The organism is Cryobacterium sp. 10C3, assembly GCF_034314285.1.
Lineage (GTDB): Bacteria > Actinomycetota > Actinomycetes > Actinomycetales > Microbacteriaceae > Cryobacterium > Cryobacterium glucosi.
In genome coordinates, this window is sequence record NZ_JAVIWF010000002.1 from 1,517,495 (window position 1) to 1,534,873 (window position 17,379).

12 protein-coding genes and 2 pseudogenes are annotated in these 17,379 nt (G+C 68.1%); 3 read left to right on the forward strand and 11 right to left on the reverse strand.

Going from position 1 to position 17,379, the window contains the following annotated elements; genetic code table 11:
• The first annotated feature begins 47 nt into the window (after positions 1 to 47).
• On the forward strand, positions 48 to 2,003 hold the full coding sequence (pknB, locus tag RGU41_RS07940; RefSeq protein WP_322135944.1) for a Stk1 family PASTA domain-containing Ser/Thr kinase: 1,956 nt from the start codon (positions 48 to 50) through the stop codon (positions 2,001 to 2,003).
• A gap of 201 nt (positions 2,004 to 2,204) precedes the next feature.
• Here pknB and RGU41_RS07945 read toward each other — a convergent pair whose 3' ends face one another.
• The 3 genes and pseudogenes from RGU41_RS07945 to RGU41_RS07955 all read right to left on the reverse strand — a co-directional run bounded on the left by RGU41_RS07945 (position 2,205) and on the right by RGU41_RS07955 (position 5,326).
• Positions 2,205 to 3,575 (reverse strand): class II 3-deoxy-7-phosphoheptulonate synthase, encoded by a 1,371-nt coding sequence (locus RGU41_RS07945; RefSeq protein WP_370295004.1) that lies wholly within the window; start codon positions 3,573 to 3,575, stop codon positions 2,205 to 2,207.
• Between the two features lie 84 nt (positions 3,576 to 3,659).
• On the reverse strand, positions 3,660 to 4,349 hold the full coding sequence (locus tag RGU41_RS07950) for a lysophospholipid acyltransferase family protein (RefSeq protein ID WP_134558345.1): 690 nt from the start codon (positions 4,347 to 4,349) through the stop codon (positions 3,660 to 3,662).
• Between the two features lie 30 nt (positions 4,350 to 4,379).
• Positions 4,380 to 5,326 (reverse strand): annotated as a pseudogene (locus RGU41_RS07955) (ROK family glucokinase).
• A gap of 168 nt (positions 5,327 to 5,494) precedes the next feature.
• Here RGU41_RS07955 and RGU41_RS07960 point away from each other — a divergent pair.
• The gene (locus RGU41_RS07960; protein ID WP_322135945.1) at positions 5,495 to 7,330 is read left to right on the forward strand and encodes an AMP-dependent synthetase/ligase; all 1,836 of its coding nucleotides are present in this window, start codon (positions 5,495 to 5,497) and stop codon (positions 7,328 to 7,330) included.
• A 7-nt stretch (positions 7,331 to 7,337) separates the two neighbouring features.
• Here the strand turns inward: RGU41_RS07960 and def are convergent, their stop codons facing one another.
• The 3 genes from def to RGU41_RS07975 all read right to left on the reverse strand — a co-directional run bounded on the left by def (position 7,338) and on the right by RGU41_RS07975 (position 12,739).
• Positions 7,338 to 7,829 (reverse strand): peptide deformylase, encoded by a 492-nt coding sequence (def, locus tag RGU41_RS07965; RefSeq protein WP_134446110.1) that lies wholly within the window; start codon positions 7,827 to 7,829, stop codon positions 7,338 to 7,340.
• A gap of 51 nt (positions 7,830 to 7,880) precedes the next feature.
• Entirely contained in the window at positions 7,881 to 9,245 is a 1,365-nt protein-coding gene (locus RGU41_RS07970) for a MinD/ParA family protein (protein WP_322135946.1), read from the reverse strand.
• A gap of 89 nt (positions 9,246 to 9,334) precedes the next feature.
• Positions 9,335 to 12,739, reverse strand: a complete 3,405-nt coding sequence (locus RGU41_RS07975; protein ID WP_322135947.1) for a pyruvate carboxylase — start codon at positions 12,737 to 12,739, stop codon at positions 9,335 to 9,337.
• A gap of 77 nt (positions 12,740 to 12,816) precedes the next feature.
• On the opposite strand from RGU41_RS07975, the gene RGU41_RS07980 reads away from it, so the two are divergent.
• Complete coding sequence (locus tag RGU41_RS07980; RefSeq protein WP_134446112.1) at positions 12,817 to 13,623, forward strand: ParA family protein; 807 nt, start codon at positions 12,817 to 12,819, stop codon at positions 13,621 to 13,623.
• Between the two features lie 218 nt (positions 13,624 to 13,841).
• On the opposite strand, the gene RGU41_RS07985 is transcribed toward RGU41_RS07980, so the two are convergent.
• From RGU41_RS07985 to RGU41_RS08005, 5 genes and pseudogenes are all read right to left on the reverse strand, one after another.
• Positions 13,842 to 14,393 carry a MerR family transcriptional regulator gene (locus tag RGU41_RS07985; RefSeq protein WP_134446113.1) on the reverse strand — a complete coding sequence of 184 codons (552 nt, stop codon included), beginning with the start codon at positions 14,391 to 14,393 and terminating at the stop codon, positions 13,842 to 13,844.
• 190 nt (positions 14,394 to 14,583) lie between these two features.
• Positions 14,584 to 15,281, reverse strand: a pseudogene (locus RGU41_RS07990) (MerR family transcriptional regulator).
• A complete protein-coding gene (locus RGU41_RS07995; RefSeq protein WP_134446136.1) occupies positions 15,281 to 15,694 on the reverse strand; it encodes an FHA domain-containing protein in 414 nt (137 codons plus the stop codon). The pseudogene RGU41_RS07990 and the gene RGU41_RS07995 overlap by 1 nt, the downstream one beginning before the upstream one ends.
• Before the next feature lie 139 nt (positions 15,695 to 15,833).
• On the reverse strand, positions 15,834 to 16,397 hold the full coding sequence (locus RGU41_RS08000; protein WP_322135948.1) for a CDP-alcohol phosphatidyltransferase family protein: 564 nt from the start codon (positions 16,395 to 16,397) through the stop codon (positions 15,834 to 15,836).
• A gap of 28 nt (positions 16,398 to 16,425) precedes the next feature.
• Positions 16,426 to 17,289 carry a Ku protein gene (locus RGU41_RS08005; RefSeq protein WP_134446116.1) on the reverse strand — a complete coding sequence of 288 codons (864 nt, stop codon included), beginning with the start codon at positions 17,287 to 17,289 and terminating at the stop codon, positions 16,426 to 16,428.
• Positions 17,290 to 17,379: the final 90 nt, after the last annotated feature.

Here is a 17,379-nt window from a genome sequence, read left to right on the forward strand (position 1 = left end):
GCGAGTGTCCAGCAGCGGATCTGCCCGCTTCTCCCTAGACTCGACTGGTGAGCGATAGTCCTGCCGATCCGATGATCGGCCGTCTGATAGACGGCCGATATCAGGTGCGCTCTCGCATCGCCCGGGGCGGAATGGCGACCGTTTACCTCGCCACCGACCTGCGCCTCGAGCGCCGGGTGGCGCTCAAGGTGATGCACGGCCACCTTGCCGACGACAATGCCTTCAAGGCGCGGTTCGTCCAGGAGGCCCGTTCGGCTGCGCGCCTCGCCCACCCGAACGTCGTCAACGTCTACGACCAGGGCCAGGACGCCGACATGGCGTACCTCGTGATGGAGTACCTGCCGGGCATCACGCTGCGCGACCTGCTCAAGGACTACGGGCGCCTCACGAGCGAACAGACCATCGACATCCTCGAGGCGGTGCTGTCCGGCCTCGCCGCAGCGCACAAGGCCGGCATCGTGCACCGCGACCTGAAACCCGAGAACGTGCTGCTCGCCGATGACGGGCGGATCAAGATCGGCGACTTCGGGCTCGCCCGCGCCGCGAACAACAACACCGCAACCGGGCAGGCGCTGCTCGGCACGATCGCCTACCTCTCCCCCGAGCTCGTCACGCGCGGTATCGCCGATGCGCGCAGCGACATCTACGCCCTCGGGATCATGACCTACGAGATGCTCACCGGCGAACAGCCGTACGTCGGCGAGGCTCCGATGCAGATCGCATACCAGCACGCCAATGACACGGTGCCGATGCCGAGCCTGCGCGTCATGACCGTCCCGCACGAACTCGACGAGCTCGTGAGCTGGGCGACCGCCAGGGACCCCGAGCAGCGCCCCCGGGACGCGAAGGTCATGCTCGACCAGCTCCTCGACGTCGAGAAGCAGATGCGCCCCTTCGACGGCGAAACCGGAGTGCAGCAGACCCTGCTGATGCCGAGCGGTGCGGCGGCCGCCCAGGCCGATGCCGACACCATGATCTTCGGCGCCGCGGCGCAGGCGCAGGCCCCCGGTGCGACGACCGTGCTGCCCGCGCCCGTCGTGAAGCCGCCGAAGGACGCGGAACTCCTCAGCACGAAGACCCGACGCCGCAAGGTACGCGGGTACTGGCTCTTCGCGCTCGTTCTCCTGCTCGCCGGCCTCGGCACGGGCACCGGCTGGTACTTCGGCAGCGGCCCCGGGTCACAGGTCGAGGTGCCGTCACTCGTCTCCGTCGCCCCGGACGCCGCCGCCGCCCAGCTCGCCGAACTCGGACTCCAGTCCGCTCTCGCGCAGCAATACAGCGGAACCATTGCGGCAGGACTGGTCGCGAGCACCGACCCCGGCGAAGGCGGCCACGTGAAGAAGGGCAACGCGGTCACGCTCTACGTCTCGCAGGGGCCGCAGCCGATCACGCTTCCCCCGCTCGCCGGCCTCACCACGGATGCCGCGTCCTCCGCTGTCACGGGGCTGAACGCCGCGATCGGCACGGTGGACCAGGTCTTCTCCGGCGAGGTCGCCGCCGGCATCGTCATGTCGGCGACCCGGGAGAGCGATGGCACCGAGGTCTCCCAGGGCGGCCCGTACTTCGAAGGCATGAAGGTCAACCTCGTCGCCTCGCTCGGCTCGGTGCCGAACGTCTCGGGCAAGTCGGTCGACACCGCGACGTCGCTCCTGCACGACAAGGGACTGAAGGCGACGACCGGCGGCTCGGAGCATAGCGAGACAATCGACAAGGGCGACGTGATCAGGGCGGCACCCCAGAACGACGGGCCCGTGCGTGTCGGCGACACCTACGTGCTCACAACGTCCGATGGGCCTGCGCCGGTGGTAGTGCCCAACGTCATCGGCATGCCCTGGGTCGATGGAAAGGCAGCCCTAGAGGCACTCGGCTTCAGGCTCCAGTATGGACCGCTGGCGGACGCGCTTGGAGTCGGCGGCGCCACCGTGAAGTCGACCGATCCCAAGGCCGGAACTTCGGTGCCCAAGGGCAGCACGATCACGATGACCGGGACGACGATCTTCTAGAACGCGGAGCATTTCGGTGGTACTGGGCCACCATTCCTTGTTGAGCGGCGCAGTACGTGCTCCCGGCACAGGCCGGCGCGTCTATGTCTCGCGCTGGCGGCATCCGCTCCAGGAGGCAAGAGGCGCCGGATGCGCCGAGTGCCGCCGCCCTGCCGGGTGATCTCGGCGGGTACGGCGGCACTCTGGCGGGATGCCTGCGGGTCAGCGGGCTGCGAGCTCCTCGGCGACGAGGAAGGCGAGCTCGAGGGACTGCATGTGGTTGAGCCGCGGGTCGCAGAGCGATTCGTAGCGGGTCGCGAGGTCGGCCTCGTCGATGTGCTCCGAGCCGCCGAGGCACTCGGTGACGTCGTCGCCGGTGAGCTCGACGTGCACGCCGCCCGGGTGGGTTCCGACCGCGCGGTGGGCCTCGAAGAAGCCGCGGACCTCGTCGACGACGTCGTCGAAACGACGCGTCTTGTACCCGGTCGGCGTGGTCACGCCGTTGCCGTGCATCGGGTCCGTGATCCAGAGCGGCTTGGCCTCGCTCGCCTTGATCGCCTCGAGGAGCGGCGGGAGCGCGTCGCGCACCTTGCCTGCTCCCATCCGGGTGATGAAGGTGAGGCGGCCGGGCTCGCGGTTCGGGTCGAGCTTGTCGACGAGGCGCAGCATGTCGTCTGCCGAGGTGCTCGGGCCGAGCTTGACCCCGATCGGGTTCCGCACCCGGGACAGGAAGTCGACGTGGGCGCCGTCGAGGTCGCGGGTGCGCTCACCGATCCAGATGAAGTGCGCTGAGGTGTTGTACGGGGTTCCGGTGCGGGAGTCGATCCGCGTCATCGGGCGCTCGTAGTCCATCAGCAGGCCCTCGTGGCTCGTGTAGAACTCGGTGCGACGCATCGCCTCGAAGTCAGCACCGCACGCGATCATGAACTTGATGGCCCGGTCGATCTCCTTGGCCACCTTCTCGTAGCGCTGGTTCGCGGGGTTCGCGGCGAAGCCCTGGTTCCAGCTGTGCACCTGGCGCAGGTCGGCGAAACCACCCTGGGTGAACGCACGGATCAGGTTGAGCGTCGACGCGGCCGTGTGGTACCCCTTGACCAGTCGGGCAGGGTCTGCCTCGCGGGATTCGGGGGTGAAGTCGTAGCCGTTGACGATGTCGCCGCGGTAGGCAGGCAGGGTGACGCCGCCGCGGGTCTCGAAGTCACTCGAGCGCGGCTTCGCGAACTGGCCGGCCATCCGGCCCATCTTGATCACGGGCATCGAGGCGCCGTAGGTGAGCACGACGGCCATCTGCAGCACGGTCTTGACCCGGTTGCGGATCTGCTCAGCGGTCGCACCGCTGAAGGTCTCCGCGCAGTCGCCGCCCTGGAGCAGGAAGGCGTGCCCTGCGGCGGCCTGGGCGAGCCGGTCGCGCAGGATGTCGACCTCGCCGGCGAAGACCAGGGGCGGCTGCGTCGACAGTTCGGCGGATGCCGCTGCGACGGCGCCTGCGTCCGGCCACGTCGGCTGCTGCTTGATGGGAAGAGTGCGCCAATAGTCCAGACCGGCGATCACAGCTTCATCGGCCACAACGACGGGTTCGGTAGTGTCTACCACAGGACTATCTCTGTTTTCTCTTGGTTGGCGCGCGGAGTGCGCGCCAGGGGACTGGCTGGAAGAGCCGGGAAGGGATACGCGATCTTATCGCGAAAGACTGGCGCGCTTTTCTTTCACGCTCGTGGCGTACACGTCGACGTACTCCTGCTTGCTGAGCGCCTGGAGCTCGTACATCAGCTCGTCGGTCACGCTGCGGAGCACGAACCTGTCCCCCTCCAGCCCCTCGAAGCGGCTGAAGTCGAGGGGTTTTCCGATCACGATCCCGATCCGGCGGATCTTCGGGATCCTCGTGCCGGTCGGCATGGCCTTCTCGGTGTCGATCATCGCAACGGGAACGACGGGCACCCCGGCCTCGAGGAGCATCCGGGCCACCCCGGTGCGGCCGCGGTACATCTTCGCGTCGGGGCTGCGGGTGCCCTCCGGGTAGATGCCGAGCACGCCGCCGCCGGAGAGGACCCGCAGGCCCGTGTTGAGCGAGTCCTCGGAGGCCTTGCCGCCCGAGCGGTCGATGGGGAGCTGACCGGTCGCCTTGAAGAACTGCTTCGTCGCCCAGCCCTTGAGCCCGGTTCCGGTGAAGTATTCGCTCTTGGCGAGGAAGATCACCCGGCGCGGCACCACGAGCGGCAGGAACACCGAGTCGATGAACGAGAGGTGATTGCTCGCGAGGATGACTCCCCCGGTCCTGGGAATGTTCTCGAGGCCCACCACCCACGGCCGGAAGAGCCCCAGTAGAAGGGGTCCGACGACAATGTTTTTCATGATCCAGTAGAACATCGGTCGCTCTCTTCTTGGGTCGGGCACAGCCTAGATCGGGAAGACGTGCTTCCGCGCCAGGTCTGCAGCGCCGACAACTCCGGCATCGTTGACGAGTTGGGCAATCGCGAATTCTGCTTCGGGATGGTAGCCCCGTGCCGGAAGGTTTTCGAGGTACGCGGTGCGAATCGGTTCGAGGAGCAGCTCGCCGGCGTCGGCGACTCCCCGCCGAAGACGAAGATCTGCGGGTCGAGCACGGCCGCGAGCGAGGCGCAGGCCTGGCCGAGCGCGTCGCCGAGCTGGCGGAGGGCCGCGAGTGCCCCCGGGTCGCCGTCCTGGATCAGGCGGCCGACGTCCTTGCCGCTGAGCTTGCCCTTGCGGTCACGGGCGGATGCGAGGCCGAGGCCGATACCGCCGGCATCCGCAAGGGAGTTGGCGATGCGGAGCAGGGCCCTGCCGGAGCCGTACTGCTCGATGCAGCCCTGGGCTCCGCAGCCGCACGGCAGGCCGTCTGGGACGATGCGCACGTGGCCGAGCTCGGCGCCGCAGCCGAAGCCGCCGCGGAACAGGCGGTCGTTGGAAACGATCGCGCCGCCGACACCGGTGCCGATGGTCAGCGTGACCATGTCGCTGTAGACCTGGCCCGCGCCGAAGCAGAATTCGGCCCAACCGGCCGCGTTCGCGTCGTTCTCGATCAGGATGGTGAGGTTGAGCCGCTCTTCGAGGGTCGCCCGGAGCGGTTCGTTGCGCCAGTTGATGTTGGGGGCGTAGTACACCGTGGACTGCGCGGAGTCGATGAAGCCGGCAGCTGCCACGCCGGCCGCGATGACGTCCTCTCCGACGGCGAGTTTCTGGATCATCTCGACAACGGCGTCTTCGATGGCGCGCGGGTCCCCCGCCGTTGTGGGCGTGCGCTCGGAACGGAGAATGGTGCCGAACTCGTCGACCAGGGCTCCAGCTATCTTCGTGCCGCCGATGTCGATTCCAATGGCGTGCACAGCCGGCCTCTTTCGTAGATAGTCTCGGGCATCCGCCCAGCTCAGCACACACTTATGCTGAGGCGTCCCTCTAGAGTGTACTGAGCCGCGGCGCTGCGAGTCGAAACGACTGCTCCGCATTCCGCCCGGCTAGAGTGTGCACATCCGCCCGGTACCAGAGGAGTTGCCGTGAAACAGTTCGATATGCCCGCAGTCGTCCCTGCCGATCCAGGGGCGAACATCACCGACCTCCTCGCAGCTCGCCTCGCCGCGACCCCGGATTCCGTGCTTTTCTCGGTTCCCCGCGGTGCCGGCTGGGCTCCCGTGACCACATCCGAATTCCACCGTCAGGTCGTTGGCCTCGCCAAGGGGCTCGTCGCAGCAGGCATCGAACCCGGCGACAAAATCGGCCTGATGTGCAAGACCCGCTATGAGTGGACCCTGATCGACTTCGCGACCTGGTACGCCGGCGCCGTCCTGGTCCCGGTCTACGAGACCAGCTCTCCCACCCAGATGCAGTGGATCCTCGGCGACTCCGGCGCCGCCGCCGTGATCCTCGAGACCGCCGACCACTTCGCCAAGTTCGACGAGGTGCACCCCGACCTCCCGAACATCGGAACCGTCTGGCAGATCGACCTCGGCGACCTCGCGAAGATCGCCGCCGGAGGTGTCAACGTTCCGGATGCCGAGATCGAGCGCCGCCGCCACCTCGCGACCGGCGCCGACATCGCGACCCTGATCTACACCGCAGGGACCACGGGACGGCCGAAGGGGTGCGTGCTCACGCACTCCAACTTCGTCGAGACCTCCCGGAACGCGGGCGTCGCCCTCTCGGACGTCCTCACCCACGAGGACGGCGCATCCACCCTGCTGTTCATTACGACCGCGCACGTCTTCGCCCGGTTCATCGCCGTACTGTGCGTGCACGGGAACGTGCGGGTCGGACACCAGCCGGACACCCGGCAGTTGCTGCCTGCGCTCGCGACCTTCAAGCCGACGTTCCTTCTCGCGGTTCCGCGGGTGTTCGAGAAGGTCTACAACTCGGCGGAGCAGAAGGCAGAGGCCGCCGGTCGCGGCAAGATCTTCGAGGCGGCCGCGCACCTCGCCGTCAAGCACTCCAAGGCACTCGCCGAGGGAACCCCGGTGAGCCTCTCGATGAAGATCCGGTTCGCGATCTTCGACCGTCTCGTCTACAGCAAGCTCCGCACGGCCATGGGCGGGAAGGTGCGCTACGCCGTCTCCGGCTCCGCTCCCCTCGGCGAGTTCCTCGGCCACTTCTACCACAGCCTCGGCATCAAGATCCTCGAGGGCTACGGGCTCACCGAGACCACGGCCCCTGCGACGGTCGGCCGCACAGACCAGTTCAAGGTCGGTACCGTCGGCCCTCCCATCCCCGGCGTCTCGATCCGCATCATGGACGACGGCGAGATCGAGGTGAAGGGCGTCAACGTCTTCAAGGAGTACTGGCACAACCCGGAGGCGACCCAGGCCGCCTTCGACGACGGCTGGTTCCGCACGGGCGACATCGGCGACTTCGACGCGGACGGCTTCGTCACCATCACGGCACGCAAGAAGGAGATCATCGTCACGGCGGGCGGCAAGAACGTCGCCCCTGCCGCGCTCGAGGACCCGATCCGCTCCAACCCCCTCGTCGGCCAGGTCATCGTCGTCGGGGACCGCAAGCCCTTCATCGCTGCGCTCGTCACACTCGACCCCGACATGCTCGCGGTCTGGCTCCACAACAACGGCGAGGATGCCTCGATGTCACTTGCCGAGGCGGCCGTCAATCCTGCGGTGCTCGCCGAGGTGCAGCGTGCCATCGACCACGCCAACTCCCACGTGTCGCGTGCGGAGTCGATCCGCAAGTTCGTGATCCTCACCGTCGAGCTCACCGAGGACAACGGCTATCTCACGCCGAAGCTCAGCATCAAGCGCGACGTGATCATGCGGGACTTCTCCGCGACCATCGAGGGCATGTACCAGGGCGTGCCCGTCGTCACCGAGCAGAACCCGGTCGTGCGCTGACCGTCGGTCAGAACCAGTCCGACTCGCGGATCTCCTTCATGGCCGCCCGGCGGTTCTCCTTGTCGAGCTTGTCGATGTAGAGGAAACCGTCGAGGTGGTCGGTCTCGTGCTGCAGGGCCTGGGCCATCAGCCCGTCGCCGGCGAGTTCGACGGGCTCGCCGGCGAGGTCGGTTCCGGTGACCCTCGCGAACGGGTACCGCTTGGTGGGGTACCACAGGCCGGGAACGGACAGGCAGCCCTCTTCGACGAGGGCGGGCTCGCCGGATACCTCGACGACGACGGGGTTCAGGATGTACCCGATCACGCCATCGACGTTGTAACTGAACGCGCGCAGGTTGACGCCGATCTGGGCAGCGGCGACGCCGGCGCGGCCGGGCAGGCGCACGCTGTCGAGGAGATCGACGACGAGCCGGGTGACCCTGTCGTCGATGATCTCGATCGGCGCGGACACGGTCTTCAAAACGGGATCTCCGAAGAGACGGATCTGGCGCTCAGGCACAGGAATACTCCAAGTCAGTTGGTACGGGCACGTCGGTTGACCGGGTGCGCTTCACGCGCCGCGGTGGGCGGGAAGGCCCTCGACCACGAGAGCAGCAAGGGTGCGGGCGGCAAGCCGGGTGATCGGTTTCAGGTCCTCCCACGAGATCACGCTCCCCGCCGCCAGTTGCGGGTCGTAGGGGATGCGCACGATCTCGCGGACCCTCGACCGGAAGTGCGACTCGATCTCCTCGAGTTTCACGAGGTTGGTGCCCTGGGTCGCGGTGTTGAGCGCGACGATCGAGTTGCGGACGAGGTCGCCGTAGCCGTTGGCGTCGAGCCAGGTCAGGGTCTCAGAGGCGAGCCTGGCTTCGTCGACGCTGCCTCCGGAGACGACCACGATCGAGTCAGCACGCTGCAGGGTCGCCCGCATCACGGAGTGCACGATCCCGGTGCCGCAATCGGTGAGCATGATCGAGTAGTACCGGGCCGCGAGGTCGGCCACGACGTTGTAGTCGTCCTCGTCGAAGGCTTCGGACAGGAGCGGGTCTGTGTCGGAGGCGAGGATGTCGAGCCGGGTCGCGTCGCGGGACACGAGGGTGGAGAAGTCGGTGAAGCCACCGATGGACGCGGCCTTCGTGACGACGTCGCGCACGGTCGACCTCGTCTGCTTGCTGACCCGTTCGGAGAGGGTGCCTCGGTCGGGGTTGGCGTCGACGGCGATGATGCGGTCTTCGCGTGCGTCGGCGAGGGCCATGCCGAGCAGGGCCGTGACCGTGGTCTTGCCGACACCGCCCTTGCGGGTGAGGATCGGCACGAACCGGGTGCCGCCGTCGAACTCCTTGCGGATCAGGGCGTCCATGTCCTTGTGGGCGCGGACCTTCGCCGAGTCGCCGAGGTTGACGAGGTGCAGCGTCGCGGCGTAGACGAAGGCGTTCCAGCCTCCGTGGGGCGGCGGCTGGGTGCGGCGATTGACCGCGAGCAGGCGTTCCGACGTGAGCATGGCCGCCGATTCCGGGACGGTGCCGCCATCGGGGCGCAGGCGCTCCCTGCGGGACTGCGCCGCGGCATCCGCCGGACCGGTCTGCGCAGGGCCGGAGAGGGACTGCACGGCCCCTGCTGCGGCGGCGCCGAGGCGCTCACCCCGGTCGGCGCGGTCGTTCCGGGTCACGCGGTCGCCGGCCGGGACCCGGATGCCCGGCCCGGTGTTGATCTCGATGGTGTGCGTCGCGGGGCGGCCAGCATCGCCCCCGCCTGCGGGGCCGGTACTCCCGAGCGCCGGCGACGCGAGGGGTGCGGCTGCGAGCCCTGCCGGCAGCGCAGCGGCGAGGTTGTCGATCGTGTGCGGCGGCAGCTCGCTGTTGTACTCGTCACCGGGCTGCGCGTCTCCGCCGCCCGTCGAAGAGATTCCGGTATCCGTGCGCTTTTCCGGCACCACAGTCCGTCCCTTCGTCGTGAAAATATCGGCCCGGCCTGGGCCCCCGGCCGGCCGGCGCCACGGTGGGCGACGGCCGATCGACCTTCAGCCTAGCGCGGGCGCACCACCACGAGGAGGTCGCCGGCGTCCACCTGCTGCGTCTTCGGGATCGCCACCCGCTCGACGACACCGGCGATCGGGGAGGTGATGGCCGCCTCCATTTTCATGGCTTCGATGGATGCGACGGTCTGGCCGGCCTCGACGATCGCGCCTTCCTCGACCTGCAGGGTGACCACCCCGGAGAAGGGAGCCGCGACCTGGCCCGGCCGGTTCGCATCCGCTTTCTCGGCGGCCTTGGTGCTCACGGTGATGCCGCGGTCGCGCACGAACACGGGGCGCAGCTGGCCGTTGAGCGTGGTCATGACGGTGCGCATGCCCTTGTCGTCCGCCTCGCCGATCGCCTCGAGTCCGACGTAGAGGCGAACGCCCTTGTCGATCTCGACCGAGTGTTCGATACCCTGCTGCAGCCCGTTGAGGTAGTCGACGGTGTCGACGACGGAGAGGTCGCCGAACAGCTCGCGGATCTGCTCGAACTGGCGGGTCGGTCCGGGGAAGAGCAGCTGGTTGAGCATCGAGCGACGGGTCAGGCTGTCGCCGTCGAGCGCCTCGCGCTCGGGTGCTGTCAGCTCGGTGACGCCGATGTGGATGCTGCGACCGGCGAGCACCTTGCTGCGGAAGGGCTCCGGCCAGCCGCCGGGCAGGTCGCCCAGTTCGCCGGCCATGAAGCCGATCACCGAGTCTGGCACGTCGTAGTTGCCCGGGTTCGCGGCGAAGTCCTCCGGATCGGCGCGGACGGCGGCGAGGTAGAGGGCGAGGTCGCCGACGACTTTGGACGAGGGCGTGACCTTGGGAACGCGGCCGAGGATCTGGTTCGCGGCGGCGTACATGTCCTCGATGAGCTCGAAGTCGTCGGCGAGGCCGAGTGCGACGGCCTGGGTGCGGAGGTTGGAGAGCTGGCCACCGGGGATCTCGTGGCTGTAGACCCGCCCGGTCGGGGCCCGGAGTCCCGATTCGAAGGGGTGGTAGACGCGGCGCACGTCTTCCCAGTACGGTTCGAGGTCGCAGACGGCCTTGAGCGAGATGCCGGTGTCGCGTTCGGTGTGCGCGAGCGCGGCGACGAGCGAGGACGCAGAAGGCTGGCTCGTGGTGCCGGCCATCGGTGCGCTCGCGACGTCGACAGCGTCGGCGCCCGCGCGCGCGGCGGCGAGCAGGGTCGCGAGCTGGCCGCCGGGAGTGTCGTGGGTGTGGACGTGCACCGGGAGCGCGAAGCGTTCGCGAAGCGCTCCGACGAGCTTCTCCGCGGCCGCCGGGCGAAGCAGCCCGGCCATGTCCTTGATCGCAATGATGTGCGCGCCGGTGTCGACGATCTGCTCCGCGAGGCGCAGGTAGTAGTCGAGCGTGTAGAGGTCCTCCGCGGGGTCGAGCAGGTCGCCCGTGTAGCAGAGTGCGACCTCGGCGATGCTCGTTCCGGTGCCGAGGACGGCATCGATCGCCGGGCGCATCTGCGAGACGTCGTTGAGGGCGTCGAAGATCCGGAAGATGTCGACGCCCGTGTCGGACGCTTCCCGCACGAAGGCGTCGGTGACCTCGGTCGGGTACGGCGTGTATCCGACCGTGTTCCGGCCGCGGAGCAGCATCTGCACGTTGATGTTCGGGAGCGCGGCCCGCAGGGCGGCGAGCCGTTCCCACGGGTCCTCGCCGAGGAAACGGAGCGCGACGTCGTAGGTCGCGCCGCCCCAGGCCTCGATCGAGAGGAGCTCCGGCGTCATCCGGGCGACGTACGGCGCGACGGCGACGAGGTCCCTCGTGCGCACGCGGGTAGCCAGGAGCGACTGGTGGGCGTCGCGGAACGTGGTGTCCGTCACGGCGAGTGCGGTCTGGGCGCGGAGTTCCGCGGCGAAACCGGCCGGGCCGAGCAGCTGCAGCCGCTGGCGGGAGCCCGCGGGGGCCGGGACGCTGAGGTCGAGCTTCGGAAGCTTCTCTGCCGGGTTCAGCAGGGTGATCGGGACCCCGTTCGGCTTGTTGACGGTGACGTCGGCGAGCCAGTTCAGGATCTTCGTTCCACGGTCCTTCGAGACGCGGGCGCGGAGCAGGTCTGGCCGTTCGTCGATGAAGGAGGTGCTGAGGTCGCCGGCCGCGAAGCCCGGGTCTTCCAGGACGGCCTGGAGGAAGGCGACGTTCGTGGAGACGCCGCGGATGCGGAACTCGGCGAGTGCCCGCTTGGAGCGCGTGACGGCTGCGGTGAAGTCGCGACCGCGGCAGGTGAGCTTCGCGAGCATCGAGTCGAAGTGCGGGCTGATCTGCGCGCCCGGGTTGATGGTTCCACCGTCGAGGCGGATGCCTGCCCCGCCGGGTGAGCGATACGTCGTGATCTTCCCGGTGTCCGGCCGGAACCCCATCGTGGGGTCCTCGGTGGTGATGCGGCACTGGAGCGCGGCGCCGCGCAGGTGGATCTGGTCCTGGAGGAGCCCGAGTTCGGCGAGGGTCTCCCCCGCGGCGATGCGGATCTGGGCGACGACGAGGTCGACGTCTGTGACCTCTTCCGTCACGGTGTGCTCGACCTGGATCCGCGGGTTCATCTCGATGAAGACGTGCTGGCCTGCGCGCTCCCCGACGGTGTCGAGCAGGAACTCGACGGTGCCCGCGTTGACGTAACCGATGGAGCGGGCGAAAGCCACGGCATCCGCGTAGAGACGGGTACGGATCTCGTCGCTGAGGTTCGGGGCCGGCGCGATCTCGATGACCTTCTGGTGGCGACGCTGCACGGAGCAGTCCCGCTCGAAGAGGTGCACGGTTTCGCCGGTCGAGTCCGCGAGGATCTGCACTTCGATGTGCCGGGGGCGGAGCACGGCCTGCTCGAGGAACATGGTCGAGTCGCCGAAGGCGCTGTTGGCCTCGCGCATGGCCTCCTCGAGGGAACCGCGCAGGTCCTCTATGCTCGCGACGCGGCGCATGCCGCGGCCGCCGCCGCCGGCGACGGCCTTGGCGAAGATCGGGAAGCCGATGTCGGCAGCTGCGGCGATGAGCTCGTCGAGGTCCTTCGATGGCGCGCTCGACTTGAGCACGGGAACGCCAGCAGCGATCGCGTGCTCCTTGGCGGTGACCTTGTTTCCGGCCATTTCGAGCACGTGCTCGCCGGGGCCGATGAAGGTGATGCCGGCCTCGCGGGCGGCGAGTGCGAGCTCGGGGTTCTCGGAAAGGAAGCCGTAGCCGGGGTAAATGGCGTCGGCGCCGCTCTCGACGGCGACCCGGATGATCTCGCTCACGGTCAGGTATGCCCTGACCGGGTGCCCGGGTTCGCCGATCTGGTACGCCTCGTCCGCCTTCAGGCGATGGAGGGAATTCCGGTCTTCGAACGGATAAACGGCGACGGTTTTCGCGCCGAGTTCATACGCTGCACGAAACGCGCGAATCGCGATTTCTCCGCGGTTGGCAACAAGAATCTTCGTGAACATACAGACCTTTCAGGAGGCGACGGGCACACAGCTGGCGGTTAGGTTCTCTAAGACTAGTGAAGGTAACGTATCTACTTGTGCACGTACTAAGCGTTAGCTCCCTCAAGGGAGGAGTAGGCAAGACCACAGTGACCCTGGGTCTGGCGTCTGCTGCCTTCGCCCGCGGCGTACGGACCCTGGTCGTCGACATCGACCCGCAATCGGACGTGTCGACCGGCATGGACATCGAGGTCGCCGGCCACCTGAACATCGCCGACGTCCTCGCATCCCCCAAGGAAAAGATCGTCCGTGCCGCCATCGTGCCGAGCGGCTGGACCCGCGGCCAGCAGGGCACGATCGACGTCATGATCGGCAGCCCGTCCGCCATCAACTTCGACGGTCCGCACCCGAGCATCCGCGACATCTGGAAGCTCGAAGAAGCCCTCTCGACGGTCGAGAAGGACTACGACCTGGTGCTGATCGACTGCGCGCCCTCCCTCAACGCCCTGACCCGGACCGCGTGGGCGGCGAGCGACCGCGTCGCCGTCGTCACAGAGCCCGGGCTGTTCTCCGTCGCCGCCGCCGACCGCGCACTGCGCGCGATCGAGGAGATCCGCCGCGGACTCAGCCCGCGGCTGCAGCCGCTCGGCATCATCGTGAATCGTGCCAGGATCGCGTCCCTCGAGCACCAGTTCCGGATCAAGGAACTGCGGGACATGTTCGGACCGCTCGTGCTCAGCCCCCAGCTGCCGGAGCGCACGTCGCTGCAGCAGGCGCAGGGCGCCGCGAAGCCGCTGCACACCTGGCCCGGCGACAGCGCGCAGGAGATGGCCCGCTACTTCGACCAGCTGCTCGACCGTATCCTCCGCACCGCACGCATCGGCGAATACGCGGAGCAGCGCTAGGCGGATCCGCCCCCAAACCGGGTCACATTCCCGCGCTGGGTTGCGGACGAAAGACCTTCCCAGGCGGGACGAAGGTGCCTTTTCCGCACCTCGATCGCGGGGGCCGCGAGAAAGCGGGTGTCCTTGCGGCGAGCGAGTCCTGCCAGCGAGCGCGTCTTGCCACCGAGCGAGTCCTGCCACCGAGCCAGTCCTGATGGCGAGCTCGACCTGCTGGTGGGTTAGGAGACCTTGCGGGCGAGGCGGCGGACGGCGAGTTCGTCGGAAGGGTCGGACGGCTGGGAGTCGAGCTCGACGAGGGTCGTCTCGACCTCGCGCAGGACCTTGCCGACGGCGATTCCGAAGACGCCCTGGCCGCGGCTGACGAGATCGATGACCTCGTCGTTGGACGTGCAGAGATAGACGCTCGCGCCGTCGCTCATGAGCGTCGTCTGGGCGAGGTCGCTGACCCCGGACTCGCGGAGCTGGTTGACGGCCGTGCGGATCTGCTGGAGTGAGATGCCGGTGTCGAGGAGGCGTTTGACGAGCTTGAGGACGAGAATGTCGCGGAAGCCGTAGAGCCGCTGCGTGCCGGAGCCGGTCGCACCGCGCACCGTCGGTTCGACGAGTTCGGTACGGGCCCAGTAGTCCAGCTGGCGGTAGGTGATGCCGGCGGCACGGGCCGCGACGGCGCCCCGGTACCCGGAATTCTCATCGAGGTCCGGCATGCCGTCTGTGAACAGGAGTCCGTCACCGTAGCGGGAGGCGTCGTCACGCTTGCTGAGCTCGCTCATACGATGGCCTCTCGGAATGGGGTGCGGCGCGGCCGCAGATGCAACGCTACCGAGGTACTGGACCCAGGCCCGGACATCCGCCCGAACGCGTCGGCGTGTCGTACGACTGCCATCGGTGGGGTTCGCCCGGATCGGATTCGGTCCGGCGGCGCTTCCAGCAGTCTACGACTTCCTGGCGATCCGGCCGAGCTTAACTGGTGAGGCGACCGAGCGCCGAACGGATCAGGCTGCCGCGGATGACTTCGAAATTGCCGGCGATTTCGACGGCCATTTCCGCGGCCTTCGCCCGGCTCGACGCATCCCTGCGTCGGGACAGCGGCACCAGGGCGCTCTCGATCAGCCCCAGTTCCCGTTCTGCCGCGCCGCGGAAGCCGCGCAGGTGCCTCGGTTCGATCCCGCTGTGCTGGAGCTCGACAAGGGCACGCAGGACTCCGAGAGCGTCGTCACCGTACACTTCCGCCGGAAGGATGATCGAGGCGGACACGGCGTCGTGCAGCAGGGCGGCGGATGCCCCGGCCTCGCGGATGAGCTCGTCCCGGCTGAGGCGCCGTTCGGTCGACAGCATCGACGGACCCGGAGTCACTCCCCGGGCAGCGTCGGCGAGTTGCCGGCGTCGAGGTCGTCGAGGTAGCCCCGGATGACCTTGAGCGGAAGGTACAGGTCGCGCTGCATCGACAGGATCAGGCGGAGCCGGTCGAGGTCGCTCGCGCAGAACTTGCGGTAGCCGGATTCGGTGCGCGCGGGAGAGACGAGGCGCTGCTCCTCGAGGAAGCGCAGCTTCGACGGGGTGAGGTCGGGAAAATCCGGGGTCAGGCGAGCGAGCACCTGTCCGATGCTCAACAGCGACGTCGCACCCGGCTGCCTGGCCTGGGCGGAGGACGCTGCCACTACTCGCTCGCCTGTGGCGCCAGATCGAGTCGCGAGGCGTAGAACGTGAGCCGGAACTTGCCGACCTGGACTTCATCCCTGTCGTGGAGCGCTGCGGTTTCGATGCGCACTCCCTCGAAATAGGTGCCGTTCAGGGAGACGAGGTCCTTGACCTCGAACGAGGTTCCGTGGCGGAGGAACTCGGCGTGCCGACGGGACACGGTCACGTCATCGAGGAAGATGTCCGCGTGCGGGTGCCGACCGACGGTCGTCACATCGGCATCGAGCAGGAACCGGGCGCCCGAGTTCGGACCGCGGCGAACGACGAGGAGAGCCGACCCGGAGGGAAGGGCCGAGATCGCTTCCTGTTCTTCTGCCGTCACGTCGTTGTCGACGGCCGCGAGCTGGGCTGCGAAGCCCTGGCTGAACGTCATCGTCGTGTCGGTGCCGGAATATTCTTCGGGCGCGGCCTTACGCTGGCTCTCATCTGGCTTTTTGGAATCAATCACCGGTACACCTCCTACCCCCCAATCGTATCCGATCGAATGGGCGGTATGGCCCGCGGAATCCGAATCACCCTGGCCGTCTCGAAAGCGTAGATGATTCCGGCCCACCAATACAGGAATGCCCCCAGATTCCGAAGGCCCAGCCGATCGGAAGGGACCACCAGCCGAGCATCGGGAAAGCCTGGCCGGGCATGATCAGCGGCAGCGCATAAAAGAGGCAGAAGGTCGCGGCCTTGCCGAGCAGGTTGACCGGGAGCGGACCGTAGCCGTGGCTCGCAAGGACGATCCCGAGGCCGAGCAGGAAGACGTCCCTGCCGATCACGATGAGGACGATCCACCAGGGCACGAGGTCGCGCCAGGCCAGGCCGAGGAGCGCCGCGAAGATGTAGAGGCGGTCGGCCGCGGGGTCGAGGAGCTGGCCGAGCCGGGTGATCTGGTTGAAGCGCCGCGCGATCACGCCGTCGAGGTAGTCGGTGAGGCTCGCGACGAGGAGCACGAGGAGGGCCCAGGCATCCGCGCCGCGGACGAGCAGGACGAGGAAGACCGGGACGAGGGTAAGCCGGAGGGCGCTCAGCAGGTTGGGCAGGGTCAGAACCCTGGAACTGATGATGGGTACTTCCGCCCCTGCCATTGTGCGAGTCTACCGATGCGCCGACGCTCTACGGAATGCGCCGTTTCGCGGGCCGCGCCGTGTCGTCGCCCTCCGCTGCGGTGCCGCCCTTCCCTCCTCCCCGGCTGCGCTCGACGCTGCGCCGGAGCGCCTCCATCAGGTCGAGGACCTCGCCGCCGCCGGACTCCTCTCCTGTGGCCTCCCCCGCCTCCCCTGCCTCGGCCGCCTCGACGGTCTCTCCGGCCGCGAGTTTGGCTTCGATCAGCTCCCTGAGCTGGTCCTGGTAGTCGTCGCGGTAGTCCTGGGGGGTGAAGTCGGAGGCGAAGGACTCGACGAGCGCCGCCGAGAGTTCGAGCTCCTGCCGCGAGATCTTCGTGGATTCGGCCAGGGCGGGGAAGTCGGCCTCCCGCACCTCGTCACTCCAGAGCAGCGCCTGCAGGAGCAGCACGTCACCGCGCACCCGGAGCGCGCCGAGCCGGGTCTTCTGGCGGAGTGCGAAACGCACGATCGCGGTGCGGTCGCTCGCCTCGAGCGCGCGCCGGAGCAGGACATACGCCTTGGGCGATGCGCCGTCCGGTTCCAGGAAGTAGCTCTTCTCGAACAGCATCGGGTCGAGCTGCTCGCTCGGCACGAACTCGACGACGTCGATCTCCCTGCTCTTCTCCGCCGGCAGCCTGCGGAGCTCCTCCTCGGTGAGCACGACCGTGTTCTCGCCGTCGTCGTACGCCTTGTCGATGTGGGCGTAGTCGACGATCCGGCCGCAGCGGGAGCACCGCCGCTGGTAGCGGATGCGTCCGCCGTCGGCGTCGTGGACCTGGTGCAGCGCGGTGTCGTGGTCTTCTGTCGCGCTGTAGACCTTGACGGGCACGTTGACGAGGCCGAAGGTGATGGAGCCTTTCCAGATCGATCTCATGCGAACCAGTAGACACCGCATCCGCCGCCCGTACTAGCCGGACGGGGAGTGCGCGGGCATGCTGGTGGAACGGCATCGGGAGAACCCGGG